Genomic DNA, 26793 nt, shown 5'->3' with positions numbered 1-26793 from the left:
GTTTTCTCATCCTTTCGTATCTATTTATAGATTCCCAGTTCACTTCCCCAGGTTGATATTTTTTCTAAATGGTAGGGAAGAAGCTCACCTCCGCGGTTATCAAAGATCCGTCTCAGCTGAGTGTGTAATCCTTTTTCGAGGGTTCTTTGAAGGTACGCCATTTTGTACAGGTGAATCGGTTTGGTTTTAAACTCGATTCCATATTTCTTCATTTCATTCGTATACACGGTGACTGCATGGGTACGAATTTCTTCCGCATTGCTTTGCCAATCCTTCCGAAAACCTAGTAAAATTTCTACCAGGACAATCATGTCAAACCATGTTGGGGAATACTTGGCTGATTCCCAATCGATGAATTGAATCGCCCAGGGTTCATTTTTGCTGACATCTTTAGAACAGATATTCTGCATATGAAGATCTCCATGAGTAATGGAGGAGCCGCTTGCCAATAGTTCCGGAAAGAAGTCAGGACCATGACTGTATAAGTTTTTTAGTGATTTATAATGTGGTTTGATGATGTCCTTCAAATTTTTATCCTTCTTGGCATTGTCTAGAAAAGTCATGGTATTTGAAATGAATTTTTCCCTGTCGCTTTTCATTTTTGGCGAGTTGTAAATGGGAAACCAATTTTGAAATGTGTTTTTTTCTTTCTTGAAATTTTCTTCGTACGTGTGGGCGTGAAGTTTTGCAAGTGTTGGGATAATAAAATCAAAATGTTTGGGTGTAAAGGTCAGCTGTCCACGAATTTGACGGACAAACTCCATGAACACCCACGTATCACTTCCATGTTTCTCGATTAGGTAGATTTCAGGAAGAAACTCTTTTAAAAAAGGGTAAGCATGACTGTAGATATTAATCTCGACTTCATTTTTGTATTTGGTAGAATGGTAGATTTTAAAAATGATAGGGAAGGTGTCGGTGTGTTTTTGTAGCTGAAGTTGATAAATGCTGCTTCTCTTAGTTGATTTAAGGTTTTGTATTGATGAAGCAATGATAGTCACTTTATTCCCAAGGGTTGTGGAGAGTTTTTCTTCCATTGAGTGTTTATGAAACATAGAATTCAGTTCTTGTGGTGTGTACATAGTCAATCACTCCTTCGTTTTCTTTTCCACGCATTCCGCAGGTGAGACATGGTACTCCGGATAAAGGGCATTGGGTCATCATAGGCAAGAAGAGCGAATACCTTTTTTCCTCTGAGACCATAAAAGAAGTCTTTTAAGCTCATTTCCCCACTTTTTCTTTTTTCAAGAAAGGTAAGGAAGTACCGTACCAGGTAAATCCATTGAACACCGTCTATTTGCTTAAGTTTCGGAGTTGGGCGTTGACCTGTGAGATACAGGTAATATTGGAGGGCAAAATCAACTCCGGAATGACCGGTTAAACTATGGGTCAGCCAGAACCTGGGATTGATTTCAATGAGCTTATATTGCCCATCCCGTGGATCTTTTTTATATTCGATCATACTTACTCCTTTTAGTCCCAACTCTTTCAATAGTGGAACACCAACTTCGACCAGGTCAGGTATTCGTTTGCTAACAATATGTGCTCCCGTTCCGAATTGTGCAGGGAATTGGTGGTTTTTCTGGAGTGTGAAAAGGGCAAGTAATTCCATTTCATCATCGAAAAATGTGGCAACTTTATAAAAGCATTGGTTGTCTCCAGGAATGATTTCCTGAATAATAAGTTCACCGAACTTGCGGTAAATAGGATAGATTTTCTTTAATTGGATTGGGTCTTGAATATGAATGGCTTTCTTATTTACATGTTTTCTGAATTCATGTCCGAACACAGGCTTTAAAATACATGGGAATTCTAATTGAGCAATCGCCTCCTCAAGCTGCTCTTCATTTTCAACAAAAAAGGTTTTGGCTGTTGGGACATTATATTCCAATGCTAAATCATAGGTTTTCTTTTTATCTAATAAATCCATAATTAATGAGTGATCAGGATATAAAAACAAGAAGTATTGGGATAATTCGTTCCTGTATTTTGAGATGAAGACAACATAATCATCTGCACCTGCGTAGAGCACAGGTTTCATATCAAGATTTACCGCGATTCCTTTTAAAAAAGAAAGCAGTTCTGCTTCTTGGTTTAAGGGGCTTGGACATACCCCACATGTTGCTAGTCTTGATTTCCCCTTTGAATAGGGACCTTCTGTATCAAATGCAAATACATCAATTCCTTTTCGGGAAAGGGCATGAATGATGCCGACTCCATTAGCGCTTAAATCAAGGACAACAGCTGGATGTGATGACAACATTATTCATCCCCCGAACCTAGTAGATTTTGGTAAATACCTTCAATCTTGCCAACCTTGGCTTCCCGAGTGAGATGATTTTTGGCATATTGATACGCATTGCTTCCCAGTTTCTTTCGCAATGCTTCACTCCCTATCAAGAGTTTGAGTTGAGCTGCTAACTGACTGACATTGCCTGGCTCTACAATGATTCCGGTTTGATTATGGTGGACGATTTCCGTAATCCCACCGCAATTAGTTGTCAGGATCGCTGCACCGCTGTGCATGGCTTCAATAATGGAAATAGGAAGGTTGTCATTGACGGTTGGAAGAACAAATATATCTGTTTTGCTTAATATGGCCGGGACATCATCGCGTTTACCTAAGAATCGAACGTTTGAGAGCCTCAACGATTTGACTTGAGCTTCAAGCGCTTCACGCATTTCCCCATCCCCTACAATTTGAACCTCAACCTGATGACTTAATCCATTCACTCGGGAAAGGGCATTAAATAAATCCGAATGTCCCTTTCTAGGTCCAAGTCTTGCAATGCATGAAATCACAATTTTCCCACTTGTTTTACCTCGATCAATGGTTTTAAAATCAATCCCTGTATTAATGGTTGTAAGATTTGCAGGTTTTGCTCCCAGTGAACTTAATGGATCACGGAAAGAGTCACTTAAAATGACCATATGGGTCGCATATTCAATCGCTTTTTTCTCAATCTCTTTGTAATACACTTCTTCTACGGACCCTTTTTCAATTCGATTAAATTTGACCCTGCTAAAGGTGAACATGCCATGTGGGGTAAAAAGAAGAGGTTTACCTAAATCTTCATTGAATCTCCCTAATATATTGGCTGTGAATAAATCCTGAGCATGAAGAATATCGTATTTTTCCAGTTTTACAGATTTCAGCATCTGTTCATAGATGTAGAGCAAACGACAACTTTGTATGATTTTGCTTGTGTATGATCCGTATCGTTGCTCAAAAAAAGTCTTTAATTCAGGGACGATCACTTCACGCAGCTTTTCTACATTCACTTGTGAAAACTGATTCGGAGCAATGACATCCACTTTGTGACCTAAAGATCGCAAGCCTTCTCGTAGAGTAGTAATGTAATTAGAAAGGCCGCCCGTATGAGGATAGTCCCAAAAAGTCGCTATCAAAATGGATAGTTTCTTACTGCCAGGTTTGCTTTTTTTCTTTTTCGTCTTTATTTTCTTTTTCCGTTCTTTTTTTCGTTTAGAATCTTTATCCTTATCCTTTATTTTTGCCGTTATGGGTTTTGACTTTACTCCATAATAATTATCGAGAGCAGAAACAAGGTAAGGATAAGGAAAATATAGTTCTTTCAATTCCAGACCCTCCTTATAACTTCAAATGCTTCAGCATACGGTACCCCAACCGTCATACCTCGGACACTTGCTAAATGTTTGACTCCCTCATAGGAACGCGGATGTGGATACTCTCGCATTTCCACTTCATAATGCTTTAAGGAAGCAATTTTTTGAACAATCACCGATGAAATGTTCACATAATAATTCGGTTTAAATTGCTTATCATTTGTCTGGGTATTCCATTCACTTGAGGATACCGTTTCAAAAGTAATCAATTCAATCGGTTGTCTATTTGGTAGAGGACGAACTGCTGTTAATACGGCTTGAAACGTAATTTGGTGATCACGATTCACATCACCGTAATGATGGGTAAAAATCTTAGTAGGTTGATAGATATCGATTAATTTTTCAATTTCCTTTGTAAATAAGTGAAGAGGCATCATTTCTAATTCCAGGTTCGGATGCTCCAGAAATATAACTTCTTTAATCCCAATTTCTTTGTTTGCTTTCCGGGCAAGCTGCTGTATGTGATGGGCCTCTTCTTTTCTTCCGTTTGCTGTAATGATCGAGACGACTCTATTTCCTTGATCCACTAACCTTTTTAGCGTACCAGCTGTCCCAAGTAGTTCATCATCTGGATGTGCTGCTAAGACCAATACAGTTTCTTTCATTCCCTTCACCCCATTCTTATCTCTATTACATTACTATATGTATCCTTCTATATTGTCGAAACAGACACCAGCACAGGGCTAATGTCTGTTTCTTATTTTTTCTTTTTTGTTTGACCGATACTAATTCCACCGCTGATAATTTGTAATCGTACAAATCCTTCACCATCAATCCATATGAAGAAATCAGGTCCGGCTGTTAAAAATGTTCCTTGCTGATCAAGTAGTTTACTTCCCGCATATACATTGATTTTGTCACCAAGTGTGAAATATTTATTCAAAATCGTGGTATGGAAGTCGTCTTTATCCTTGGTATGAGAGGAAGTTGAGACTGGCTTTCTAACCTTTTTCTTAGCTTTCTGGTGGAATGGTTGTAATTTTGATTCATCAATTGGGGTGCTTTTGTGTAAGATATCGAAATCCTGCTCTTTAGTACTTTTAACTTCGTCTTTTACGATATTTTTTTGTTTGTGATTTTTGTATTTGACTTGTTTGTTAGTGCGATTTAGTTTGTATTTCACTTCAGTCCCGGGTGACTTAGAACTTAAGGTATCAGATTGAACTGTTTTAATAGATGGAGTAGATTTTGTTTCGTTTTTATTCACTTTCATAGGTGAAAAGTCAGTTGGCTTGACGTCCTTTTTAACTTCTTTGACAGATGAAGCAAAGTGTAAGATATCAAAGTGAGATTCTTTAGTAGGTGTAGGGAAATTTGATTCATCACTTACCGATTCTAAAGATGAGTGATCTTCGCGTTTGACTTTATTATTTCTTTCTTCAGCTGGTAAGCTCGAGTTTAAGGTTTCATCAGCACTTTTCTTATATTCATCAACGGTTTTTTTTGTTCTAAATTCAGTGCGATTTAGTTTGTATTTCATTTCTTTGCGAGGAGGGCTTGAGCTAAGGATCTCGAAATTAAATTCAGCAGCATACATCTTATGTTCACTAACGATTTTCATAGCCCTGACGCAAGTGCGATTTAGTCTATACTTGACATCTTTCGCTGGAGGAATCGAGACTGGTTTGTTGTTTTCTGTAGAAGATTTTATATTACTATCTTCGTTTACGTTTTTATTTGTTTTGTTACCCAATCTTGATGTGTATGGGGGTGTTTCCTCGTACGAATTCCCGGGTTTTAAAATGTCAGTATCCATTGTAAATGATGATTGGTTAGAAAAATCTTTATCAACTTCATATAATCTAGTTTGGAGCTGCTCATCATTTTCACCTTCCAGAAGGTCATCATGTAAAATTGGTTTCATTTTTTCTTCTTCTTTCAAACTCATATCATGAATACCATCTTCAATGGACGAGCTGGCAGAGTAAGTTTGTTTCGTAACATCTGATTCTAATAAGTGTGAGGGACGCATAGATTTCATTTCGTGCTTTTTTATGTCATGTGGTTTTTTCTCATTAGAAACATTATCTCTAACTGGTTCCTGACTTTTTATATAGGTTTTTTGATCATTTTGATGAATGTCTTTCCTAGTCTCTTTTCTTAATACTTTCTCCTGCTCGTGCTTAATTTCAATAAATTCTTCTTTACCTTCTTTATTGTCACATTGGCTGTTCGATGGATTATTTCTTTGTACATATTGTAGGGGTGCTGCGCTTGCTTGATATTTTGATTGGGGGATACTGTTGTTGTGATCGATATAGTTGAATCTTTCGAATGCTCGCACCTCTCGAGATAGTAAGCGAGGACATCTGCCACGTCTTTTAGGGTGTTTTGGCTTAGATACTCGAGAAAGTACTATGCTGGGTTGATCTTCTGTTGTTAGAGTGATGTCGAAAGAAGGTCGCTCAGTAAATTGATGGTGAGTATTGGTTTCGTTCAAGCTGCTCATCATACTGTGAATGATTTGAGATACATGAGTTTGATTTAGAAAAGGAGCATCTTGCAGCTGTTCTACTACGGGAAAAGTAACAGATTCTTTTTGGGGTTTTTGGTAACTCACAAAGATGGATTGATTGTGACAAGGGACCATAAAGTCATCGTAATAACAGGAGGAAAAGATCCTTGGCAATATATATTCATTAATAAAAAGATAACAATTGGGCATGTGCTTCACTCCACGTCTCTGTATCTATTAATAACCTATTCAAAAGCCCGGTTAGAGTGAGCGGAATTTAGGTTAATACGATAAAAATAGGCTATACATTCCTTTTTTACATACATATATTGATTATGAATTGTAGACAAATTGTAAAGGAGTGGAAAACCTATGGTAGAAGAGTATGATGATTACACTAGAAAATATTCCGATCATCATGACGATGAAGAGCATTGTGAGGGAGACCCCGATGAGCAAGAAGAGTTATGCTCAGGAGACGCCGGTGTGAAAGAAAACCCAGGCAATCAAGATCTTCCAGAAACAGATGAGAACTGTGCACACGATCATGAAGAGCATTGTTCAAATCAGGATTTTGACGACCTTCCGTGTAAAACCGTTGAAGGCGTGTTAAATTCAATGTTCCAACTTGGAGATCATCTTGAAGTTTTCTTTGAGGATGAAATGATTGACAGCGGTGGGACATTCGTAGCAGCATTCGACAATATCCTCATTTGGATGGATTATGATGCAAATGTCAATTTCACAGATTTATGCGGTCCGATCAGTGTAAGAAAAATGGGCTCCAAGAAAAAGAAAAACCAGAAACACAATGATAAAAAGAAAAATGAGCCTAAACATAAAGCTGATAAAAAAATCGATAAGAAGAAAAAAGACAAATCGGATAGGAAAGAAAAAAGTCCAGAGAAAAAGGCTGTAAAGAATGAACAGTCCGATGTTAATGAAGAACTTCTGACCTTCGTAAAGCTTGAGAAAGAAGAACATGAGACTGAGGGAATGTCCCAGGAGAGTCTAAATCTTCAACACATACATGAAGACAATGAAACAATTGAAAATGAGAGCAACACTGTAGAAACTGTTGATTCCTCTGTTGATGAAGGAGAAGACTCCGATCCAGGTTCAGTTGATGAAAAAGAAGGGATAATCAATTTGCTCGTTGAAGATTACTCGAACGATTCAGATGAGGAAGAAGAGGAGTACACTTCACGATTGGAAACAGATGAAGATCAACGTGAGGAAAAAGAGTTAGATCAAGGCAATGAAGAGAAAACTTCAGAAAACGAAAGTGACTCACAAGAGGTTTTAGAGGAGGAGCTGGACATCAATATCCAAGAGGAGAGCCTGGCTTCTTCACAAGTTGAAGAGTTCGAAAGCCAGGAGGAGACTTTGTTCAGTATGGAGGAAAGCTCTTCAGAAGATAATTCGGAACATTCTCCAGCCAACTCACCCATTGAGAATGAAAAAGAATAATTAATCTAGTAAATGACTAATTCGAAAAATTTTTATGAAATCTAGTTATCTGCCTTTACGCATTTAACGGTTCAGCATAAAAATAGAGTAAACACCGAAAGGAGGAAACATAATGTCTAATTTGTTCAAAGATGGTAATATGGCTGATTTTCTTAATAAAATTTTATCTCTAGGTGATAAAATCGAGGTCCTATCTGGTGACGAAGAAATCGAAGAGGGTTCATACGTTTACGCAAGCGATAACTTCGTTGTATGGGCTGATGATAACGGCCATATGAACACGTCTAACTTAAATAATGTTACTGTTCGTAAAGTTTAGTTAACATTATTTAGAAACGAAAAAAAATGACTGGACGCAATCCAGTCATTTTTTTTTTGGAGGAAAAATAAAAATGATAGGTAATAGCCCTATCATTTTCCGTTTTTTTTAATATAAATATATAGACTGTTGAATGTTAAAAGAGAAAGGAGGAGGCATTATGGGATTTTCCGATAAACTTAATAAAGTACTCAAGCTTGGTGACAAAATCGAGGTTATTTCAGGGGCAGAAAAAATAGACTGCGACGGAACATTTATAAAAGCTGAAGATCACTATTTAGTATGGTCCAATGGTAATGGTGACGTTTTATTTACTCACCTGGATAGGGTAACGGTGAAAAAAGTATAATCATTTTAATTAAAAAATCCAGGGATAGTACTTTATATGGGAGTACTATCCTTTTTTTTGATTCCAGTTGCTTGTACTAAAACTTTTTAATAAAACATTCTTTCCTTATTGATTAAAGGAAAGAACGTTCTTGTTTCTATGATATTTTAGTGAGGAACTTCATCATGTATGGAACTACTTATGTTTCTTCCAAGCATCATGGAGCTCAGGATTTAAATTCTTTACATTTTCCAGGAATTCGCCTGTTAAACCAAATTTCTTCATTCCTTTTAACAACTTCGTTGGAACAGGTGAGTCGGATGTAAATGCTCGCTTGTGATCAATCACTTTGAATTCCCCATTTTCATCCATTAACATATGGCGAACCTCCGTATCCCATCGAGTAAAGCCTAATCGTTTAAATTCTTCTATGACGAATAATATTTTTCTAGTCATTTCTTCATCAATATAGCCGTGTCGTTTCATATGACGGGCAAGGGATATTCCTTGTATAAACTCCATGACAATGTAATTGTCACCAAATTCATATAGACGAGGCATAATGGCCGAAGTTTGACCTATTTTCATCGCTTCTAGTTCCCGTTGATGTGTTTCTTCTTTAAAGAAGTACTTAACAACTTTATCCTCAGCTACCTTGTAGATTTCCCCATCTTTCCCATCACCAATCATTTCAAAGGCTTCCAGGTCTTTCTTCGAAATTTTTCCGTTAAAAAAGTTCTCCATTGATCATCACTCCTTTACATGGTAGACTTTCACTTTTTTATATTGTATGGAAATAGATTCAGTTTTGTAACCGAGCCAAATGCTGAAATTTATTAAAACTTGGATTAAAATAATGCTTTCTTAGCAAAGTGTGTTGATTTGTAACATAACATCCAGGGGTTCAATCAATCAGTGAGCGCTTGATATAAAAACTGCGTAGATTTAATCGTATGGGTAGTAACAACTGTGCCAACAGCAAAATGAGTTACGAAGAAGCAGGATGTAAAGGAGGAGAAAAACGGCAAGAACGAATGACAAAAAGTTCTATAGAGAAATTGGTGAAATAGGAGAAGATGCTACTTCTGATAATCATGGCATGATTCGATCAAGGAGCTGGACCAAAGGCAAGCAGCATTTTCAGTAACTCCCATAACTCAAAGAATAAATAAAGATAAAGAAAATAGGAAGTTGTTAATAGTATGCCTATTCTCTTTCTCTTCTAAAGAACAATAATGCTGAAGGAATGAAAAATACTATATAGTATTAAAATATTAAAAACTGGCTCATCCTATAGCCTGACGCTTTCTCGGCAGTAGCTACCATATTAAAGTATACTTTCAAAATAATAGACTATCGTTTATTTATAAAACCACAGGATGTTTGTCTACACGTACTATTCATATCTTTCATAAACTATAGTAATTCTGTTTAGTTATTCATCATTTGATTAAGAGGATTAAAATATTGATATATGAAAAGTAGGTGAGTAAATTGGGATCTAAAAGAGGTCATGATAAGAGAGACAAGGATAAAGTGTGTAAGAAAAAAAGCGAGAAAAGCAAAAAACGAGAAAAGCGATTATATCAAGAAGAGTTAGCACCCCAAGATGTCCAAGTAATTCAAGACGAACAAGTGCCTCAAGGCGAAAAAGGCCCTCAAGGCGAACAAGGACTTCAAGGCGAACAAGGCCCTCGAGGCGAACAAGGGCTTCAAGGCGAACAAGGCGAACAAGGACTTCAAGGCGAACAAGGACCTCAAGGCGAACAAGGGCTTCAAGGCGAACAAGGACTTCAAGGCGAACAAGGACCTCAAGGCGAACAAGGACCTCGAGGCGAACAAGGACCTCAAGGCGAACAAGGACCTCGAGGCGAACAAGGCCCTCAAGGCGAACAAGGACTTCAAGGCGAACAAGGACTTCAAGGCGAACAAGGGCCACAAGGGGAACAAGGGCTTCAAGGCGAACAAGGACCTCGAGGCGAACAAGGGCTTCAAGGCGAACAAGGACTTCAAGGCGAACAAGGGCTTCAAGGCGAACAAGGACTTCAAGGCGAACAAGGACCTCGAGGCGAACAAGGACCTCAAGGGGAACAAGGACCTCGAGGCGAACAAGGACCTCAAGGCGAACAAGGACTTCAAGGCGAACAAGGACTTCAAGGCGAACAAGGACTTCAAGGCGAACAAGGACCTCAAGGGGAACAAGGCCCTCGAGGCGAACAAGGACTTCAAGGCGAACAAGGACTTCAAGGCGAACAAGGCCCTCGAGGCGAACAAGGACCTCAAGGGGAACAAGGCCCTCGAGGCGAACAAGGACCTCAAGGCGAACAAGGACCTCAAGGTGAATCGGGCCCTCCTGGAGAGCGTGGAATACAGGGTGTAACAGGGCCTCGAGGGGAATGTACATGCAATAGTAAGTACTGTAATGTGTATAGAATTGGTGGAGATCTTATAATACCTGACCAACCTGTTTCTTTTAACCATACTGGCATTAGTTCTGCTGGGGACTTTATTCACTTGGGAACCTCGATAATCGTAGTAAATGAAGGAGACTACAAAATAAACTATAACGTTGTATTTACTAGTGGTAAAACAGGATTTAGTAGAGGGGGAGCATACGCATTATTCGTGAATGGTTCAATAGTTACATCCAGTAGGTATGGTAACCAACTAGGCATCTTCACAAGTGCTCCTGTGACCCTGGATTCCATTTTTCAAGTTAATGGAGAAGCGATTGTCACTATACCAGCAGGAGGAAAAGTAGAACTTAGAAATATTGGGCATACGACAGATAACCTCATTGGCAACGTGGATAATACTCCAACTAATAGTGCAGGATTAACAATGTTAAAGCTGAACTAAAGTAGTAATTTTAACTATCTGGAAGGCGCTGACCGAACATGTGGTGGTCAGCGTTTTTTATACTCTTCCTATTACCTCAATGCTATTTTCCAATTCTTCATTAACCTCACACATTTATGGAATTAAATGTTAATATATTTACTGAGTGATGATCTATCAATACCATTGATACTATAAGCATAAATTAGAGATGGATAATAATGAGGACATCGTATATTTAGTATTTTAAAGGGGGATATTCAATGGCCAGATTACCAAGTGTTGTCCAAGCAGTATTAAATGACTACCTGATTTTATTTAACAAATACTTGCCAAATACGATGAAAGGCGTGTATTTACACGGTTCCATCTCGTTGGATGCGTATGTGAATAATTCCAGTGATATTGACTTTATCGCAGTTACCCGCCGCCGAATGACATCTGAAGATGCTGAGAGTTTATTTCTTATACATAAAGAATTAGCGTTGACATACCCTAAGCCAGAAATGGATGGAGTTTACATCACTCAAGAGGAGATAGGAAAACTTAGCACGAATAACACAAACGAATATCAAGAAAATGCTTATTACAATAGTGGTGAATTAAAATTTGGCGAATATTTTAATTTCAACCCAATCACTTGGTATTTGTTTAAGCATATGGGGATCAGCGTTATGGGTTCGGACACGGCTTCTTTTGATGTAACCATTTCTTTACACCAATTAAGCTCATATGTTCATTCCAACATGAATTCGTATTGGATGGGAAGGGTCAGTGGGCTAGAAAATTCAATTGAGGACGTTATGAATTATCCGACTGAAATCATTGATAATGAGATAGAATGGTCCGTCCTTGGTTTACTTCGTCAATACTATACATTAAGAGAATCTGGAATTACCTCCAAGCAAGAAGCAGGAGAATATGGACTTCAACATCTTCAGGATGAATGGCACAAGATTATAAGTGAGGCCATGAATATTCGTGACGGTTTGAGAGTGAGTCTCTTTAACTCAGAAGAAGAACGTATTAAACATACCCTGGAGTTTGCAAAGTATATAATTTCATATTGTAATGATCTGTTCTTTCCTACCAATTTAAATCATACATAAGGTTCCAATTCTCTAAATCAGGGTAAAGATATTGTATACATATTTAAAGGAGGATGACGCTGTGAAACAAGCCATGCTAATCGTTAACCCCTCTTCTGGGAAGGAAAAAGGTCAGGACTATAGTGAACATGCTCTTGAGACCATGACTAAAATGGGGTATAAAACGGAATTGCGCATTACAGAAGGGGAAGGAGATGCCATGGATTTCGCCAGGGAAGCATGTGAGCGAAAATTTGATTTCGTCGCAGCCATGGGAGGGGACGGAACAATCAATGAAGCGATTAACGGAATAGCTGAGCAGGATCACCGTCCTCTATTTGGTCTGATCCCGCTCGGAACAGTAAACGATTTCGCACGAGCTTTAAATATTCCTATGAAACCTGAAGAGGCCATCGACATATTTAAGCATAATCATGTGCAGAAGACAGATGTAGGAAAAATCAATGACCGATACTTCATCAATATCGTCGCAGTAGGTGCGTTGGCAGAAGCCTCCTTCTCAACACCTGTCGAACAGAAGTCCAAGCTTGGTCCACTTGCATATATAATCGAGGGAATGAAGAAAATGAAGGAGAAGCAGCCGTTCGAGCTTAAGGTCCATTCCGACCATGACTGGGAAGGGGACGCGCTTCTCATGCTTGTTGCCCTGACAAACTCTGTGGGAGGCATGGAAACCATTGCACCCGAAGCCAAAGTAAATGACGGGAAGCTCCATGTCTTTATCATTAAAGACATAGCCCTTCCTCATTTTCTATTGCTCCTTCCAAAGATCCTTTCAGGAGAACTGGCAGAAAGTGAACATGTCCATTATATGAAAGTCACAGAACTGGAAGCGTCATCGTCCTATAAGATGATTGCCAATGTTGATGGGGACGAAGGGGACAAGCTGCCAATCACAATAGAAAACCTAAAGCAGCATCTTGACATACTTGTTCCACTTACAGAATAGGAGGGACCTACAATGAAATTAGTAATCACCAAATCGGCAAAAGAAAAACTAAACGAAATTCCTGCTGGGAAAATCATTCAGCTATCACTTGACCGCGGAAGCTGCGATATAGTGAACAATCTCTATGAAATAAAGCTAGTAGAAAATAGAGAACCTGATTCAACAGAGAAAATAATCCAATCCGACGATTTATATTTTATTGTTGATGACGACTTCGAAGATACCTATGGACACGAAGTCACGATTGATTATAAAAATAATTTCTTTGTGTTTAAAAATAAAAATCAGACGTTTAATAATCGAATTGGACTCAGGTACGTGTAAGAGGGTGAGGGACTTTCTTTTTTATTGGTAAGTGCCACGTTGTATAGTAATTCTATACTTAATGTGTTACCATTACTTCTTAGAGCAAACAAAGGACGTGACATTCATGATAAAAATTGAAATCCCACAAGCGGATATTTCCATAACGGAACGCAGACAGACAAGAGACTCAGAAGAACCGAAGATCAAAAGTATCCAAGGGTTCATCGACCTTCACGAAATCCCTAGAGACAAGGGTGGCATCATTTTGTTTTACAACATCAACGACGAACTTCTCTTCGTTGGGAAAGCACGTAAACTAAGACAAAGAGTCAAGAAACATCTTGAAGATACCGCATCACCACTACGTAACCACAGAGGCGAAATCTACCGAATCGATGTTAGCATTGTAGAGGATGCGATGGATCGTGAGATTTACGAAACTTATATCATTAACAAACTCCAATCGAAATATAACGTAGACAAAGTTTTCTATAAATAATATAAAAAGGAACCAGAGTCACTAAATAGACTCTGGTTCCTTTTGGATTAAAAATAAAATGTAATTCATCATGTAATATACGTCTTTCATGCTTTTACCTAATCACAAATTCTGGATTCCACTTAACCAACAACTCTTCTCGAACACCATAATATGTCGTATTAGTCCGATCCGTCACTCCATAAGATACTACACATCCATCATCCGACCAAGCGATGTTGATTGTTACTATGACAGAAGGTCTCTTCACTCCGGCAATCTCAATATCCACTGACTGATTTAATTCAAAAATCGTCCGAAAACCAATCTCTTCCCGAGGAATCGAAGGCGGGGAAGGAGCATCTTCTATATTCACAAACTTCTTATCTCGATCAAGGATGTCATACGTAATAAATGACTTCCCAGGCTTTATCCAGTACATGATTAATTCCACACGTCCTGCTTTTAAAGGTGACCCCTTAAAAGCTTCGTGATATAGATCTTCATACTTAATGACTTCGTTCAGCTTGATGGGATTGATGGTTCCGTTCACAGAAGCACCTCCTTGGAATATGCCTATATATGTTCATAGTTATACATATTGGAGGTTGGGCTTCAATAGAACAGGTAGTTAACTGAGAGATAATTAACCTATCAAAGGATGACGGTCAGGGAAAAGGAGTAATTGAGACAAGTATGTGCCCGTGCGGATTTTATACTCATATATCCTTTCACAATAAATAAGAAGACTCGTAAAAAACGAATCTCCTTAAACATGATATTTTTTATTTCCCGTACACCATTGATATACTAAGCTCATCATCTGTCATCACATAGTTATGGACTTTCTCAAGAGTTTCATTCAAAGCAGGTGATAGACTGTTTTTAGAATATGCACAGACAGATAACAGGCCTTCCTGTAATACGTAATCATCAGCAGTGGATTCAAATTCGTTGAGAATGGTTGCATCTGGTTCACTGGATGTCCACTCGATATGTGCCCAGGTTCTGATGGAAGGGTTCTGCTTCTTTATGACGGAAATGTCTTTCTGGAAATGCTTAAGTATATTTTCAGTATTAAAGTCACCATTTAAAAAGTAGTAGTCAAAGTTATCAACTAAATAAATGGAAGATTGTTGCTCCTCATTCAATAACCTTTTCATTCTATTTCTGACCTTGGCGATATTTCTCATGCTTTCAATAACCAGGATATGCTGGTTATTCTCTAATCCAGAGCGAATAAATAGCATAAGGTTACTAAGGTAGGTTTCTTCTGACTTAAATTGATAAAAGACATGGCCTTTGTGTAACGTTACTAATTTCACTTCATTTAACGCTTCCATTACCTCACCTCTCATCCGTTGGGAACCAGAACTTCTAAGGCTTAAATGCTTGAGCCTTTAGAAATTTGATTATATAAATCATAACACAACTATTTGTCATTCCATACACATTTTGTTACTTGTTTGTTTAGAAGTTTGAAATTTCTGAATATATCCAAATGATTATTTCAAATTTTCAAACAATACAATTGATTATTATTGAGGTTATTGGCATGAGCCGTATTATAAATGGTACTATTAAATCAGTTGTTAAAAAAATTAGAATGGAAAGGGAAAATAATGACTATTCATTTTACTAAGGTAATCGAACCAAATCCTATAATTGTAAATGCCTTGAATCGTTGGGAAAACAATCCACAATTAGTTCCATTCATTCGCCCTAATAAAAACAAGATGGAACTGGAACAACAGTTGCAGATAACTATAGAAGAGTTCAAAAACCGCTTAGACACTCAGCATTTTTATCTTATTTTTAGTGATGACAAGCTTGTCGGAGAAATGAATTACATGGTAGACCCTAACCATCTTCACAAAAGAGCACCCGGAACTGCTTGGATAGGAATTACAATAGGTGAAGAGAATGGACGTGGTAAGGGAATAGGTTTCAAGGCTATTCAACATTTAGAAAAAGAGGTAAAAAAGCAAGGTCTTTCAAGAATTGAATTAGGTGTATTTGAGTTTAATACCCGCGCATATAAGCTTTATCAACAGTTGGGATATCAAGAGATCGCAAGAATTGCTGACTTTACCTATTGGAATGATTCAATGTGGTCTGATATCAGGATGGAGAAGTATTTAGGATAATAAGTTTGAGAGAGATAAATGAATTTAAATTACAAGAGTTAAAAAAAGAAATCAAAATCATCTTCCGTAATATTCCTTTTGCTGAAACATTTCTGTAACAAATGTAATGTTTAATCTTTATCATCTACTGGCACCACCCACGCTGATGAGCTTAAATTAAGCAGAATTGGGCTTGAATACTTCTGTATATCTCCCTATTAAAAGTGGTTTTTAGAATCTTCTGAATCAACACAATCACTTCTGGGTGCATGATAATCTTCGCTTTAATCATCTCGATTCATACAAAAATACACATTTGTAAAATCGTGGTAACCTTTCTTTTGTTGTAATAAAGTAAAATATAATTAGCTTAAAAAGGGGGGGAACCACATGCAAGAAAACATTCATAACTATGAAGATTTACTGGAGATGCTGGATTCATTTTTAAGGGAACCTGCTCACTTTTGGGATGAATTTTTTTCTGATCGTGACAAATCAGTACCAATATTTGTGAATGCACCTGACGAAAATTTAGTATCATACGTGGAAACGGGAAGGATTTCGGCTGGAAAAGTACTGGAACTCGGTTGTGGGCCCGGCAGGAACTCGATTTATTTAGCGGAACAGGGCTTTGATGTAGACGCAGTTGATTTATCAAAAACGTCCCTCGATTGGGCAAAGGAACGCGCAGATGATAGGAATCTTACAATCAACTTTTCGCACCAGAATATTTTCGACTTCACTAGTGAACAGGGGAAATATGATTTCATTTACGATTCCGGTTGTTTTCATCATATAGCACCTCATCGAAGAATGAGTTACATAGATATTATTGACAAATCATTAAAGAATGAGGGATATTTCGGTATTACTTGTTTTCTTCAGGGTGGAAAGTTGGGGGGCTCTGATATATCGGATTGGGAAGTATATAGGACAGGGTCACTTATGGGTGGACTAGGTTATACAAAGGAAAGATTAAAGAATGTATTCCGTTCATTAAAACCTGTAGAAATTAGAAAGATGATCGATAAAGTTGATTCTGAAAACCTATTTGGCGCTTCAGACTTATTGACTGGCCTTTTCCAAAAGAGGGAATCAAAAGAATAGACCTGCTAAAATTAACTAAAAGAGGGATGACATGATTGGTATTTACTGATCATGTCATCCCTTTTTCACACCCTGAATCGAGACAAGAAACGTAAAAATTCCTTTTGTACTTTATGTTGATATTTTGTAATGGCGAAGGTTTTTGCTTCCGGCAAGGGAAAAGCTTTTGTTTCAACCTCCAATAGTCTTCCTTCCAGCAGCTCTCTCCTAACTGTAGACGATGGAAGATAGGAAATGCCAAGGCCTTCTGCGATGAATCGTGTCGTAATATGTGTTTGTGAAACCCTCATCATCTTCGTTTTCGGATAGAATTGCTTAATTGTATAACGAAGATCATCCCAATAAGCAGGGTGATTGTGGGTCAATAAATAATTGGATGCTAACAACTCCTCTTCTTCCAAAGGTGGGGCTGATTCAAAATCCCGTCCATCATGAGGAGCCACCAAAATGACTTTATCGGAAAACAATAGAGTATGTTCAAGTTCAGGACTAAAGCAAGGGAGGCAGGAAAGTCCAATATCGACTCTTTCCTCTAAAACAGCCTTCTCTATCTCAGCAGATTCAATAATTTCAACAGATATCTCGACCCTGGGATGAGTTTGTAAAAATTGTTTTAAAACAAAAGGTAGCACATTATCAGCAATCAAGGGGGATATAGCCATTTTAAGTGTTGTCGTGTATCCCTGACTAACGGAATGAAGGTCAGAGATTCCTTCCTCATAGATCTCAATTAATCTCTTAGCATGCTGTAAATAGGACCTTCCTGCTTCTGTCAGTTTTAGTTTCTTCCCCACTCTCTCAAATAGGATAACTCCCAGTTCTTTTTCGAGTTGTTTAATGTGTACCGTAACGGTCGGCTGTGAAATATATAATCGCTCGGCCGCTTTCCTGAAATGATTGAATTCAGCTGCTATAATAAACGTTTTCACCACATTCAAATCCACTTTCTTCCCCCTATCTTTATTAATAAATATAATCAATTGGATTAAATATATTTAATTTTCTTAATTATAAATCCATTATACAATAATTGTAATGAAGGAAAAGGGGATGAAAAGAATATTTAGTGATGGATTAAAAGGAATTATAGCAGCACAAACCACGATCAGTCATATCGATGGACAGGAGGGCGTCCTCATCTATAGGGGATATGAAATCGGGGAACTTAAGGATCTTTCATTTGAAGAAGTCGCTTTCTTATTATGGTATGGGCATCTTCCTACAATGGCGGATGCAGTGGACATAAAATACAAACTGAGCAAGCTTCGATTCTTAACGCCAACAATGAAGGAGATTCTTCATACTCTACCAGTGGAAATGGACATGATGAGTGTATTAAGAACCGTCATCTCTTCTCTGGGAGGATCAGAATACGGTTGGAAGCCAACTATTGAACAGGCAATGAGATTGACGGCCGTTATTCCGACCATCATCGCCTACCGTTTTAATATGAATATGAAAAAACCTTTCATTGAACCGGATCCCCGGCTGAACCATGTGGAGAATTATCTCTATATGCTATCCGGAAACAACCCGTCCAAGGCAGTTGCTGGTGCATTGGAAACGTATATGGTCCTGACCCTTGAGCATGGAATGAATGCTTCTGCTTTTTCAGCAAGAGTAACAGCCTCAACGGAATCCGATCTGGTTTCCGCCATCACTTCAGCCATCGGAACGATGAAAGGACCGCTTCACGGAGGAGCACCATCCGGGGTCATTGATTTACTGAACGAAATAGGTACGGCTGAAAAAGCCGAAAGTGTCATCAGAAGAAAATTGCTGAAAGGAGAGAAGCTGATGGGGTTTGGACATCGTGTGTATAAGACTCATGACCCAAGGGCCGTCGCTTTAAGGAATACCCTGTTAGAAAATAAGGGGGATAATCAATCTCTGGATCTAGCACTTTATGTGGAGAAGAAGGCGATTGAACTTTTAGCTGAAATTAAGCCGGGGAGATCCCTATACACAAATGTAGAATTTTATGCAGCTGCCATCATGAAATCGATTAATCTGCCATCGGATCTCTTTACACCGACATTTACGGCCAGTCGCATCGTTGGATGGACTGCACATGTGATGGAGCAGGCTGCAAACAATACCATATACAGACCTCAATCCAAATATATAGGAAAACGAAATTGCTAGTGAGATAAAACCTGCTTGATCTACACATATCGGGTTTACTTGTGAGGTGCAAAACAGTAACTCGCAGACCAGATCTATTAGCAAATCACATAAACTTCACAGCATAATTCAAAGTCAAAAAAGGCTTAGAGATACAAATATCTCTTGGCCTTTTGTGACTTTTCTCTTTTTCACTAAATATCGCCAAAGGGATGCGAGTCTGATAAATTAGCGGAGAATTTACTCTTAATGAGGAAATAGCACTGAAAATAGCTTAAATAGACGGAAAGATTTCCCCTATTGACTCAATAAACGTGAGAATCGTTAATTTTGCTTTGCATAAGAGAAAAACCTCCCCTTATTTACCCCGAATAGAGCTCTATTCCACAGAATAACGGGGAAATATCCGCTTATTTTACATTTCACTGGTTGCTCAATTTTCTTACTAAATAACACCCAATTCACATATCCTCCAATAATTATTTCCTACCCTGTGATTTACTATGTGAATTAGGAAACAATAAGCAATCAAAATTCCTCAAAATGCTGCTGAAACAATAAAAACGCACTGTGAATGATATTGTGAATTCAAGTGCGTTTTCCTATGTGTTTTACAATTTTTGCACCTCTAAAATAAACCCGTTATTCTACGCAACCCAGGTTCTTATTTTGTTATGATCGCCGTTCACTCGACAATTGACCTTACATTTGGGAATGTTCCTTTTAATGGAGGATATTGGGAAATTTTGTCGAATTTAAAATAATACGTATTTGTACAAGGGCAAATATATAAGAGTGCTCAATTTTCATGAATGAAGGAATAGGGAGGTAACGAACGTGAAAAATTCAGATGGGAAAGTGATTGGCTTTGAATTAAGCTGTCAGGAGCCGGAAAAAGCAGCATCATTTTACTCAAGCGTATTCGGATGGGAAGTGGCTGAACCTCAATGGGACTACTGGGCAGTCTCAACCGGACAAGGTGATGAAATGAATGGGGGTATAAGCAAAGGACCTCATGATCATCCACACGGTACACGCATCCAAATTGAAGTACACTCCATTGACATGACCATTTCTTCAGCGAAAGAAAACGGGGCGATGGTGGTCAGGGATAAGATGGAATTTGATGATTTCTTCCTTGCATATTTGGTGGATCCTACCGGAGTGGGAATTGGGTTGATAGAAAAGAAATAATAGAGGAGGAAATTTTCATATGGCAAGTATAATGAATCTACTATTAAAAGGGGAAGAGACATGCTAAAGTTAGAAAACATTAATAAAGCGATGGATTACAAGAAAGCGATTATCACTCACCTGGCTGATCAAAAACAACAGTTTGATGAAGGGTTGATTCACGAAGAAGTGATTTCAAACAAACAAGGTATGATTCAAATCCTTACGCAAACTGCCATGATTGAGGGGGAAATGAATTTTTTTGATGGTGGTGAAAAGATGAAGACATTCCTTGAATATGGCCTCGATCGATTCGGGGAAGAACTCCAGGAACTTTCACCTGATATGATGGCAACAAATGTAACTGGCCCGATACATATTAAAAACGTTCGATTCAAATCAATTTCAGCCCGCGATTCTATTATCGAGATGGATGAAATGATTATCTTTTCAGATCAAGTTGTTGGAATCGCTATTATTAAATAAAAGGATTGGAGCGTCACTTTTGTTTGAAACCGTATTAGGAAAACCCAAAAGCGAGATAACGGAATACAAAATGAAATTTAGAACCTCCGTAAAAGCAGTCATCATTCAAGAGCATAGGATTCTCCTCCTGCATTCAAACAGGGGAGATTATAAATTCCCTGGGGGCGGGGTTGAAGAAGGAGAAACCTTGCAAGGTGCCCTGATAAGGGAGGTGGCTGAAGAAACAGGCTTTATAAACTGTGTTGTTAACGAGCCCCTTGGAATTGTGATTCAAAGGCATTTGGATGAGTTTGAAGAAGAGGCCATATTTGAAATGACTTCCCACTATTTCCATTGTGAATTAACAGACGGAGAAAGAATACCACAACAATTAGAAAAATATGAATCGGAACTGGATATGAAACCAAAATGGGTTACACTAAATAAAGCGATTGAGGAGAATGAAAAACTGATGGGTCAGTTTGAAAATAATCGCTGGATTAAACGGGAGAACTATGTATTGAGAGAGTTGAAAAAATTTATATAGATAATTACAGATACATGTAAGTGAAAAAAGAGCTGAGAAAATCCAAAAATCAGCTCTTTTCAATATGAATAACGCGTTCCACATCTAGAAGTTCAGCCCGTACTTTATTAATTCTTCTGTATCATTCGGCAATGTCACATCACCTTCTAATTGCATATCAAGTTTTTCAAGCAGTTTAGCAGAGGGTTCATTGTCCTTCGTCGTAATCGCAACAATACGGTTTATTCCTATATTCATTGCAAGTTCCACCGTAGCTTGTGCTGCTTCAAAAGCATATCCTTGAGATTGATAGGAAGCGAGAAAAGCAAAGCCAATATCTACATCTTCAAGTCCGTCCCGCTTAATCAATCCACATAATCCAATCGGGACACGATCTTCCTTTCGTTCTGTTAAGAACAAACCGAATCCTTCCCGCTCATACATTGCCCTTGGACCTTTCATGATATAGCCCTTAGCATCATCGATTGTTCGAATACCCTTGTCACCTATGTACTGCAGCCAGCCAGGTTCATTTAATAATCTCATAATGAATTCTGCGTCAGCAGCCTCGACCCATCTCAGGGTGAGTCGATCCGTTTCTAGTACCTTCAAGTGGCACACCTCACTTCTTGTCCTTATATCTTATTTTAACCCGAAAAATAAATTAGGTATACCAGCCATTCGATTAACCACTAAAATCATTTGCGAGACACACAGCCGAAAAAAATCCAAGACTACTATTCATATTTGTACATGCTATAGTTTCAATATACAAAAAGAACATAGTAGAGGTGCAGTCATGACATTAAAGTTCAAAATAGAAGCCCCAAAAATCCCGACTCGATTAGAGTCAGCAAATTTTCAGGATGTTTATTATGAAGAAGATCCATTCCTATCGAATTGTACGATAGAAAATGCAAGGCTGGATCACGAAGAAATCGATCAGCTCGTTTTATCAAAAATCGTTTTTTAAAATGTCACTTTTATAGGTTCATCATTTCCCAGAGTCGATATGACCGATGTTGTATTTGAAAACTGTGACCTTTCGAATGCGAACTTCACCGAAGGCATCATTCATAGGGTCACGTTTAGAGAATGCAAATTAATGGGAGTGGATTTTTCCGAGGCGAATTTGGGCAATGTCAGTTTCATAGAGTCATTGGCAAATATGAGTGACTTTGTTGACTCACGATTAAAGCAGGTGAAATTCAACCAAACCTCCTTACAAAATGCCAACTTCTCAGACTGCAAGCTCGTGAAAGTAAACTTTGATCAGTGCGATCTTAATGAGATTGATTTCACCCAGACTAATCTTAAAGGAATCAATATTAGTTCGTGTACATTTACCCGAATAAATGTATCCCTGGAAAATCTGTATGGATGTGAGGTTTCACGAGAGCAGGCGATTGGGTTTGCAAGCTTATTGGGATTGAAAGTGAATGAGTAAAAAATCAAAGACGTGTAGAGGTTGTTAACTCTACACGCTTTTTTATGCCACAGTCAGGTAAAGTTCCATTTTTCACCCCATTAAAATCTATGTATGAAATGATTCAAGCCAGCATATTCATGTATCAATGCCCATTGCATTTAATTCGAAGGGGGAAACAACATGACCATCTTCATATGGGTTTTACAAGGATTATTAGCAGCGATGTTCTTAATGGCAGCAGTAGGTAAATTAACCGGATCTAACATGCATCGCGGTGTATTTGATCATTTACGATTACCTCAATGGTTTCGGGTTGTCACTGGATTGGTTGAATTAACAGGGGCTGCGCTCTTAGTGATTGGATACTGGCAGGAAACGTTCATTGTTCCTGGCTCATTCATCCTTGGTGTAACGGCTATCGGGGGGATGCTTGCACATATTCGTGTGAAAGATGGATTTAAAGAAATGTTCATGATTGTCTTTCTGGGAATCCTCGCATTTACTTTACTATATTTATCTCGATAAAGAGGTGTTTTCCTTCATGACCTTCTCATGAGATCCAATCCGATTATATTTAATCGGATTTTTTATGATTGAAAGAGAAAGTCAGTTTAGGGAACAAAATGGTGAATTGAAACTTTTTCCAGTGTTAATCGTATATTTAGTATACACAACGTAGTCAGAAGGTTATCGATGAAAGGAGTGTTTTCGATGATTGAAGTTGTTAACGTGAGTAAGCGATATGATTCCATACAGGCACTTGACGGAATTCAATTCAATATCCAAAGAGGAAGTTGCTTTGGGCTGGTAGGACCAAATGGGGCAGGGAAATCGACTATAATGAAAATTTTATCTGGTGTCCTACAAAGTTTTGAAGGGGATATCATGGTCAATGATCATTCAGTATGTAAGGAACGATTGAAAGTAAAGCAGATGATAGGATACATACCTCAAGATATTTGTTTGGAAGAAACCCTTACGGCAAAAGATAATCTCATTTATTTTGGCAGTCTTTATGGATTGAAAGGAAAGATCCTTCAAGAACGATCTGAAGAGATATTAGAGCAAATCGGCTTGAAGGACCGGGGGAAAGACAAGGTTTTTACCTTTTCAGGAGGGATGAAAAGGAGACTGAATATTGGATGTGCCCTGCTGCATAATCCGGCGATTGTCATCATGGATGAACCCACTGTCGGCATTGATCCGCAGTCTAGAAACTCCATTTTCTCCATCATCAATCAATTAAAAGAAAATGGTAGCACTATCATCTATTCAAGTCATTATATGGAAGAAGTGGAACAGCTATGTGACAGCATCGGTCTAATTGACAAAGGAAAGCTGGTAGAATGCGGGACAATGGCTGAATTACATCATAAATATAATAAGCCTTCACTATTTATTTCTGGAGACCGGTTAGATAATAATATGCTATCGAGACATGGTCGTGTGGAAACAAAGGGAAACGGATTTTTATTAGATAGCGAGGACCCTTTAGAAACGCTCCAAGGTCTGATTGCTGAGTTTCGTAATCATAACATTGAACCACGCAGACTGGAATTATATCATCCAAGACTTGAAGATATTTTCTTCAACTTGACTGGAACACAACTGCGAGATTCATAGAAAGGAAGGATAAGCATGTGGGCTATTGCACGAACGGAATTAAAGAAAAATATTCAGGATAAAGGGTTATGGTTTTGGACGTTTATCTTGCCAATCGTCTTTATTATCGCTTTTGTATCCATTTTTTCAGGGGATGAAAATACTAGTTATAAGGAAGTAGTCACACAAATCATTCCCGGATACACAATTATGTTTGCCTTTTATATCATGATTTCCATGGTGATTGCCTTTGTTAAGGATAGGGATAAAGGGATGGTGTCCCGTATCGCCAGTACACCATTACCAATCAGAGACTACTTTATTGGAAAGTGGATCCCATTTTTATTGATTGTGTTGATCCAAGTTGCAGTATTATTTGGGTTCGGTGTGGTTGTTTATGATCTGCCATTGGGAGATCCATTCGCATTGGTCATGTTAACATTATCACTAGCATTTATTGTAACAGGATGGGGGATGGCTCTCGCCGTATTGGTGAAAACGGAAAACATGGGGATTGCTATGACTCAGATCATCGCCCTGGGAGGTGCCATGCTTGGAGGTTTATGGCTTCCGGTAGAACTAATGCCGGATTTCATGCAAACCATCAGCAAGGCATTGCCTCAATATTGGGCTATCGAAGGTTACAAAGAAGTAATCCTTGCAAAGGGCAAAATAGGAGATGTTTTGTTTAATATCTGCATTTTGCTTATCGCTGGAATAGTGGGTGGTTTCATATCGTTCGCTGCTTATCCGCGGTTCCTTCGTTTATCAAAGAATTGACGTGTATGAAATGGCTTCCGATACGGGGAGCTTTTTTTAATAAACAAATGACAATAGTTTTATCGGAAAAAGGAGGTTCTATAAGAAAATAGTGGTATAATTCAATTGTCTGAAAATTAGATTCTATATTTATTTGTTTTTGAGACAACATTCAGTATTACTTAATGCTGAATGAATGATTTCAAGTTACGGAAAGTGCTGCGTACAAATAACATAGTTTCCTGTATATCGAAAGGGGAAAAAATGAATTCAAACAATGTGAAAATAGTAGAAGTAAATAAAGAAAATTGGTACTATTGCTGTCAGCTGGAGATTTCCGATGACCAAAAGGCATTCATCGAGTCAAATGCGGTATCGATAGCCCAATCAAAATTTGAAACTTCACTAAAGCCATTCGCCATCTATTCTGAGAACAAAGTGGTCGGCTTTTTAATGTACAATACCGTGCCAGAAGAACTCGACGCTTTCTGGGTATACCGGATCATGGTGGATAAAAACTATCAAGGTAAGGGTATTGGAAAAACTGCAACTGCCTTGATGATTGAAGGGATGATTGAAACCCTTGATGCCGATAAAATTGTAGTGGGGTACCATCCTGAAAATAAAGGGGCTCACCATTTATATTCCAGTCTGGGATTTATCGACCAGGGGGATAGATTCGGCAGGGAAATGGCTGTTGTAAAAAATTTGAAGTTATAAGAAATAATACAGAAAAGGCCAAGTTTTGATCATTGGCCTTTTGGTATCCTGGGCTTGAAAACCAATCAACTATCAGTTTATGTCCAACATTTCCCTAATTCTTTCTTTCGCTCCCTTACGCCACTTTTTCACTGCGGAAATCGAAACATTCTCAACCTCTGCAATCTCACTTACCGTCAGCATGTGTACACATGTATAAAGTACCCATTTTTTCTGATTTTTAGTTAAACCCTCACAGTAACTGTACAGTAACTCCTGTGCCAACCCATCATTCACTCTTTCATCCTCCATGATCTCAAAAAATTCCGCTTCTTTGAAAATACTTCTCTCTTCATTCCGATTTTCACTTGTTAATTGAGATAGTATTCTGCCACGTACAAATGAATAAGCATATGCAGGGAAAGCCCCTTTCTCTGGATCGAAATTTTCATGTGCTTCCCAGAGTGCAATGAGACCAGTCTGATAATATTCATGCTTATTTTTGTATATGTGTAAAGAATGAATCACTTTATGAATCATTAAATCATATTGCTTATAAAGCTCTTCAAATTTCTCCAACACAGATTCCTTCTGATTGGCGCGCCTCTCTTTGTATTCCCGGGTAGCTTAACCATACAAAGAAATAGGGAGAGGGACAAAAGGAGTAAGTGTCCGTAAACCTGAAGTAAACACAAAATAATTTAATGGCGTGGTATCTCTCTTTTTCTCATTAAAAACGCATTGTTCAATTAAATTATCCTCGTATTAAAATATATATAGAAATACGAATCAATTTTGTCTCCATTATTCAAGGTATATTTCTTTAAGGACATATTATGGTAGATTCGTTTACCAAATCTCATCATTAGGCAATACTAAAAGTACC

Annotated in this window: 31 protein-coding genes; 20 read left to right on the top strand and 11 right to left on the bottom strand. The window is 38.2% G+C overall.

Annotation, left to right across the window (positions count from 1 at the left end):
* Positions 1-20: 20 nt before the first annotated feature.
* The 5 genes from ACQKFO_RS05300 to ACQKFO_RS05280 form a co-directional block, all read right to left on the bottom strand.
* On the bottom strand, positions 21-1082 hold the full coding sequence (locus tag ACQKFO_RS05300; protein ID WP_427597273.1) for a phosphotransferase: 1062 nt from the start codon (positions 1080-1082) through the stop codon (positions 21-23).
* Between the two features lie 2 nt (positions 1083-1084).
* Entirely contained in the window at positions 1085-2263 is a 1179-nt protein-coding gene (locus ACQKFO_RS05295) for a carbamoyl-phosphate synthase (RefSeq protein WP_427597272.1), read from the bottom strand.
* Entirely contained in the window at positions 2263-3597 is a 1335-nt protein-coding gene (locus ACQKFO_RS05290; RefSeq protein WP_427597271.1) for a glycosyltransferase family 4 protein, read from the bottom strand. Before ACQKFO_RS05290 ends, ACQKFO_RS05295 begins: the two co-directional genes overlap by 1 nt.
* On the bottom strand, positions 3594-4250 hold the full coding sequence (locus tag ACQKFO_RS05285; protein ID WP_427597270.1) for a PIG-L deacetylase family protein: 657 nt from the start codon (positions 4248-4250) through the stop codon (positions 3594-3596). The genes ACQKFO_RS05290 and ACQKFO_RS05285 overlap by 4 nt, the downstream gene beginning before the upstream one ends.
* 92 nt (positions 4251-4342) lie before the next feature.
* Positions 4343-6310: a hypothetical protein gene (locus ACQKFO_RS05280; protein WP_427597269.1), complete on the bottom strand. Its 1968-nt coding sequence runs from the start codon at positions 6308-6310 to the stop codon at positions 4343-4345.
* Between the two features lie 162 nt (positions 6311-6472).
* Between ACQKFO_RS05280 and ACQKFO_RS05275 the strand changes: the two genes are divergently transcribed.
* From ACQKFO_RS05275 to ACQKFO_RS05265, 3 genes are all read left to right on the top strand, one after another.
* On the top strand, positions 6473-7570 hold the full coding sequence (locus ACQKFO_RS05275; RefSeq protein WP_427597267.1) for a hypothetical protein: 1098 nt from the start codon (positions 6473-6475) through the stop codon (positions 7568-7570).
* A 112-nt stretch (positions 7571-7682) separates the two neighbouring features.
* On the top strand, positions 7683-7889 hold the full coding sequence (locus ACQKFO_RS05270) for a hypothetical protein (protein WP_113967737.1): 207 nt from the start codon (positions 7683-7685) through the stop codon (positions 7887-7889).
* A 160-nt stretch (positions 7890-8049) separates the two neighbouring features.
* Positions 8050-8238, top strand: coding sequence for a hypothetical protein (locus tag ACQKFO_RS05265; protein WP_113967738.1), 189 nt, complete (start codon positions 8050-8052; stop codon positions 8236-8238).
* Positions 8239-8412: 174 nt separating this feature from the next.
* Here the strand turns inward: ACQKFO_RS05265 and ACQKFO_RS05260 are convergent, their stop codons facing one another.
* Entirely contained in the window at positions 8413-8961 is a 549-nt protein-coding gene (locus tag ACQKFO_RS05260; RefSeq protein WP_427597266.1) for an RIO1 family regulatory kinase/ATPase, read from the bottom strand.
* Between the two features lie 750 nt (positions 8962-9711).
* Here ACQKFO_RS05260 and ACQKFO_RS05255 point away from each other — a divergent pair.
* The 5 genes from ACQKFO_RS05255 (at position 9712) to ACQKFO_RS05235 (ending at position 13918) form a co-directional block, all read left to right on the top strand.
* Positions 9712-11076 carry a hypothetical protein gene (locus ACQKFO_RS05255; protein ID WP_427597265.1) on the top strand — a complete coding sequence of 455 codons (1365 nt, stop codon included), beginning with the start codon at positions 9712-9714 and terminating at the stop codon, positions 11074-11076.
* Between the two features lie 242 nt (positions 11077-11318).
* Positions 11319-12164, top strand: a complete 846-nt coding sequence (locus tag ACQKFO_RS05250; protein WP_427597264.1) for an aminoglycoside adenylyltransferase domain-containing protein — start codon at positions 11319-11321, stop codon at positions 12162-12164.
* A 61-nt stretch (positions 12165-12225) separates the two neighbouring features.
* Entirely contained in the window at positions 12226-13113 is an 888-nt protein-coding gene (locus ACQKFO_RS05245; RefSeq protein WP_427597263.1) for a diacylglycerol/lipid kinase family protein, read from the top strand.
* A gap of 12 nt (positions 13114-13125) precedes the next feature.
* A complete protein-coding gene (locus ACQKFO_RS05240) occupies positions 13126-13437 on the top strand; it encodes an iron-sulfur cluster biosynthesis family protein (RefSeq protein WP_427597262.1) in 312 nt (103 codons plus the stop codon).
* Between the two features lie 106 nt (positions 13438-13543).
* Positions 13544-13918, top strand: a complete 375-nt coding sequence (locus tag ACQKFO_RS05235; protein WP_427597261.1) for a nucleotide excision repair endonuclease — start codon at positions 13544-13546, stop codon at positions 13916-13918.
* Between the two features lie 94 nt (positions 13919-14012).
* Here the strand turns inward: ACQKFO_RS05235 and ACQKFO_RS05230 are convergent, their stop codons facing one another.
* Both ACQKFO_RS05230 and ACQKFO_RS05225 read right to left on the bottom strand, forming a co-directional pair.
* On the bottom strand, positions 14013-14450 hold the full coding sequence (locus ACQKFO_RS05230) for a hypothetical protein (RefSeq protein WP_427597260.1): 438 nt from the start codon (positions 14448-14450) through the stop codon (positions 14013-14015).
* A 232-nt stretch (positions 14451-14682) separates the two neighbouring features.
* Positions 14683-15240, bottom strand: coding sequence for an MEDS domain-containing protein (locus tag ACQKFO_RS05225; RefSeq protein WP_427597259.1), 558 nt, complete (start codon positions 15238-15240; stop codon positions 14683-14685).
* Between the two features lie 228 nt (positions 15241-15468).
* Between ACQKFO_RS05225 and ACQKFO_RS05220 the strand changes: the two genes are divergently transcribed.
* The gene (locus ACQKFO_RS05220; RefSeq protein ID WP_427597258.1) at positions 15469-16044 is read left to right on the top strand and encodes a GNAT family N-acetyltransferase; all 576 of its coding nucleotides are present in this window, start codon (positions 15469-15471) and stop codon (positions 16042-16044) included.
* A gap of 369 nt (positions 16045-16413) precedes the next feature.
* The gene (locus ACQKFO_RS05215; protein ID WP_427597257.1) at positions 16414-17130 is read left to right on the top strand and encodes a class I SAM-dependent methyltransferase; all 717 of its coding nucleotides are present in this window, start codon (positions 16414-16416) and stop codon (positions 17128-17130) included.
* 65 nt (positions 17131-17195) lie between these two features.
* Here the strand turns inward: ACQKFO_RS05215 and ACQKFO_RS05210 are convergent, their stop codons facing one another.
* On the bottom strand, positions 17196-18074 hold the full coding sequence (locus tag ACQKFO_RS05210) for a LysR family transcriptional regulator (RefSeq protein WP_427597256.1): 879 nt from the start codon (positions 18072-18074) through the stop codon (positions 17196-17198).
* A gap of 106 nt (positions 18075-18180) precedes the next feature.
* Between ACQKFO_RS05210 and ACQKFO_RS05205 the strand changes: the two genes are divergently transcribed.
* The 4 genes from ACQKFO_RS05205 (at position 18181) to ACQKFO_RS05190 (ending at position 21439) form a co-directional block, all read left to right on the top strand.
* A complete protein-coding gene (locus ACQKFO_RS05205; protein WP_427597254.1) occupies positions 18181-19275 on the top strand; it encodes a citrate synthase/methylcitrate synthase in 1095 nt (364 codons plus the stop codon).
* An 816-nt stretch (positions 19276-20091) separates the two neighbouring features.
* Positions 20092-20448 (top strand): VOC family protein, encoded by a 357-nt coding sequence (locus tag ACQKFO_RS05200; protein ID WP_427597253.1) that lies wholly within the window; start codon positions 20092-20094, stop codon positions 20446-20448.
* 60 nt (positions 20449-20508) lie between these two features.
* On the top strand, positions 20509-20913 hold the full coding sequence (locus ACQKFO_RS05195) for a hypothetical protein (protein ID WP_427597252.1): 405 nt from the start codon (positions 20509-20511) through the stop codon (positions 20911-20913).
* A gap of 70 nt (positions 20914-20983) precedes the next feature.
* On the top strand, positions 20984-21439 hold the full coding sequence (locus ACQKFO_RS05190) for an NUDIX hydrolase (RefSeq protein WP_427597251.1): 456 nt from the start codon (positions 20984-20986) through the stop codon (positions 21437-21439).
* Positions 21440-21523: 84 nt separating this feature from the next.
* Here ACQKFO_RS05190 and ACQKFO_RS05185 read toward each other — a convergent pair whose 3' ends face one another.
* Positions 21524-22030: a GNAT family N-acetyltransferase gene (locus tag ACQKFO_RS05185; protein ID WP_427597249.1), complete on the bottom strand. Its 507-nt coding sequence runs from the start codon at positions 22028-22030 to the stop codon at positions 21524-21526.
* A gap of 187 nt (positions 22031-22217) precedes the next feature.
* Here ACQKFO_RS05185 and ACQKFO_RS05180 point away from each other — a divergent pair, with 187 nt between their 5' ends.
* From ACQKFO_RS05180 to ACQKFO_RS05155, 6 genes are all read left to right on the top strand, one after another.
* Positions 22218-22391, top strand: a complete 174-nt coding sequence (locus ACQKFO_RS05180; RefSeq protein WP_427597248.1) for a hypothetical protein — start codon at positions 22218-22220, stop codon at positions 22389-22391.
* A 12-nt stretch (positions 22392-22403) separates the two neighbouring features.
* Complete coding sequence (locus ACQKFO_RS05175) at positions 22404-22865, top strand: pentapeptide repeat-containing protein (protein ID WP_427597798.1); 462 nt, start codon at positions 22404-22406, stop codon at positions 22863-22865.
* Positions 22866-23027: 162 nt separating this feature from the next.
* Complete coding sequence (locus ACQKFO_RS05170) at positions 23028-23372, top strand: DoxX family protein (RefSeq protein ID WP_427597247.1); 345 nt, start codon at positions 23028-23030, stop codon at positions 23370-23372.
* Between the two features lie 186 nt (positions 23373-23558).
* Positions 23559-24470 (top strand): ABC transporter ATP-binding protein, encoded by a 912-nt coding sequence (locus ACQKFO_RS05165; RefSeq protein ID WP_427597245.1) that lies wholly within the window; start codon positions 23559-23561, stop codon positions 24468-24470.
* 15 nt (positions 24471-24485) lie between these two features.
* Positions 24486-25229, top strand: a complete 744-nt coding sequence (locus ACQKFO_RS05160; protein ID WP_427597244.1) for an ABC transporter permease — start codon at positions 24486-24488, stop codon at positions 25227-25229.
* Positions 25230-25472: 243 nt separating this feature from the next.
* Entirely contained in the window at positions 25473-25928 is a 456-nt protein-coding gene (locus tag ACQKFO_RS05155) for a GNAT family N-acetyltransferase (protein WP_427597242.1), read from the top strand.
* Positions 25929-26000: 72 nt separating this feature from the next.
* On the opposite strand, the gene ACQKFO_RS05150 is transcribed toward ACQKFO_RS05155, so the two are convergent.
* Positions 26001-26489 carry a sigma-70 family RNA polymerase sigma factor gene (locus ACQKFO_RS05150; protein WP_427597241.1) on the bottom strand — a complete coding sequence of 163 codons (489 nt, stop codon included), beginning with the start codon at positions 26487-26489 and terminating at the stop codon, positions 26001-26003.
* Positions 26490-26793: the final 304 nt, after the last annotated feature.

The organism is Rossellomorea sp. NPDC071047, assembly GCF_050270195.1.
Classification (GTDB): domain Bacteria; phylum Bacillota; class Bacilli; order Bacillales; family Bacillaceae_B; genus Rossellomorea.
The sequence above is the reverse complement of the archived record's forward strand: the minus strand, read 5'-3'. Positions and strand labels throughout refer to the sequence as shown.

Bases quoted from the DNA above. Each gene is read 5' to 3' on its own strand.
- ACQKFO_RS05300 (WP_427597273.1), bottom strand. From the start codon at position 1,082: ATGTACACACCACAAGAACTGAATTCTATGTTTCATAAACACTCAATG.
- ACQKFO_RS05295 (WP_427597272.1), bottom strand. From the start codon at position 2,263: ATGTTGTCATCACATCCAGCTGTTGTCCTTGATTTAAGCGCTAATGGA.
- ACQKFO_RS05285 (WP_427597270.1), bottom strand. From the start codon at position 4,250: ATGAAAGAAACTGTATTGGTCTTAGCAGCACATCCAGATGATGAACTA.
- ACQKFO_RS05280 (WP_427597269.1), bottom strand. From the start codon at position 6,310: ATGCCCAATTGTTATCTTTTTATTAATGAATATATATTGCCAAGGATC.
- ACQKFO_RS05275 (WP_427597267.1), top strand. From the start codon at position 6,473: ATGGTAGAAGAGTATGATGATTACACTAGAAAATATTCCGATCATCAT.
- ACQKFO_RS05270 (WP_113967737.1), top strand. From the start codon at position 7,683: ATGTCTAATTTGTTCAAAGATGGTAATATGGCTGATTTTCTTAATAAA.
- ACQKFO_RS05265 (WP_113967738.1), top strand. From the start codon at position 8,050: ATGGGATTTTCCGATAAACTTAATAAAGTACTCAAGCTTGGTGACAAA.
- ACQKFO_RS05260 (WP_427597266.1), bottom strand. From the start codon at position 8,961: ATGGAGAACTTTTTTAACGGAAAAATTTCGAAGAAAGACCTGGAAGCC.
- ACQKFO_RS05250 (WP_427597264.1), top strand. From the start codon at position 11,319: ATGGCCAGATTACCAAGTGTTGTCCAAGCAGTATTAAATGACTACCTG.
- ACQKFO_RS05240 (WP_427597262.1), top strand. From the start codon at position 13,126: ATGAAATTAGTAATCACCAAATCGGCAAAAGAAAAACTAAACGAAATT.
- ACQKFO_RS05235 (WP_427597261.1), top strand. From the start codon at position 13,544: ATGATAAAAATTGAAATCCCACAAGCGGATATTTCCATAACGGAACGC.
- ACQKFO_RS05225 (WP_427597259.1), bottom strand. From the start codon at position 15,240: ATGGAAGCGTTAAATGAAGTGAAATTAGTAACGTTACACAAAGGCCAT.
- ACQKFO_RS05220 (WP_427597258.1), top strand. From the start codon at position 15,469: ATGGTACTATTAAATCAGTTGTTAAAAAAATTAGAATGGAAAGGGAAA.
- ACQKFO_RS05215 (WP_427597257.1), top strand. From the start codon at position 16,414: ATGCAAGAAAACATTCATAACTATGAAGATTTACTGGAGATGCTGGAT.
- ACQKFO_RS05205 (WP_427597254.1), top strand. From the start codon at position 18,181: ATGAAAAGAATATTTAGTGATGGATTAAAAGGAATTATAGCAGCACAA.
- ACQKFO_RS05195 (WP_427597252.1), top strand. From the start codon at position 20,509: ATGCTAAAGTTAGAAAACATTAATAAAGCGATGGATTACAAGAAAGCG.
- ACQKFO_RS05190 (WP_427597251.1), top strand. From the start codon at position 20,984: ATGAAATTTAGAACCTCCGTAAAAGCAGTCATCATTCAAGAGCATAGG.
- ACQKFO_RS05180 (WP_427597248.1), top strand. From the start codon at position 22,218: ATGACATTAAAGTTCAAAATAGAAGCCCCAAAAATCCCGACTCGATTA.
- ACQKFO_RS05170 (WP_427597247.1), top strand. From the start codon at position 23,028: ATGACCATCTTCATATGGGTTTTACAAGGATTATTAGCAGCGATGTTC.
- ACQKFO_RS05165 (WP_427597245.1), top strand. From the start codon at position 23,559: ATGATTGAAGTTGTTAACGTGAGTAAGCGATATGATTCCATACAGGCA.
- ACQKFO_RS05160 (WP_427597244.1), top strand. From the start codon at position 24,486: ATGTGGGCTATTGCACGAACGGAATTAAAGAAAAATATTCAGGATAAA.
- ACQKFO_RS05155 (WP_427597242.1), top strand. From the start codon at position 25,473: ATGAATTCAAACAATGTGAAAATAGTAGAAGTAAATAAAGAAAATTGG.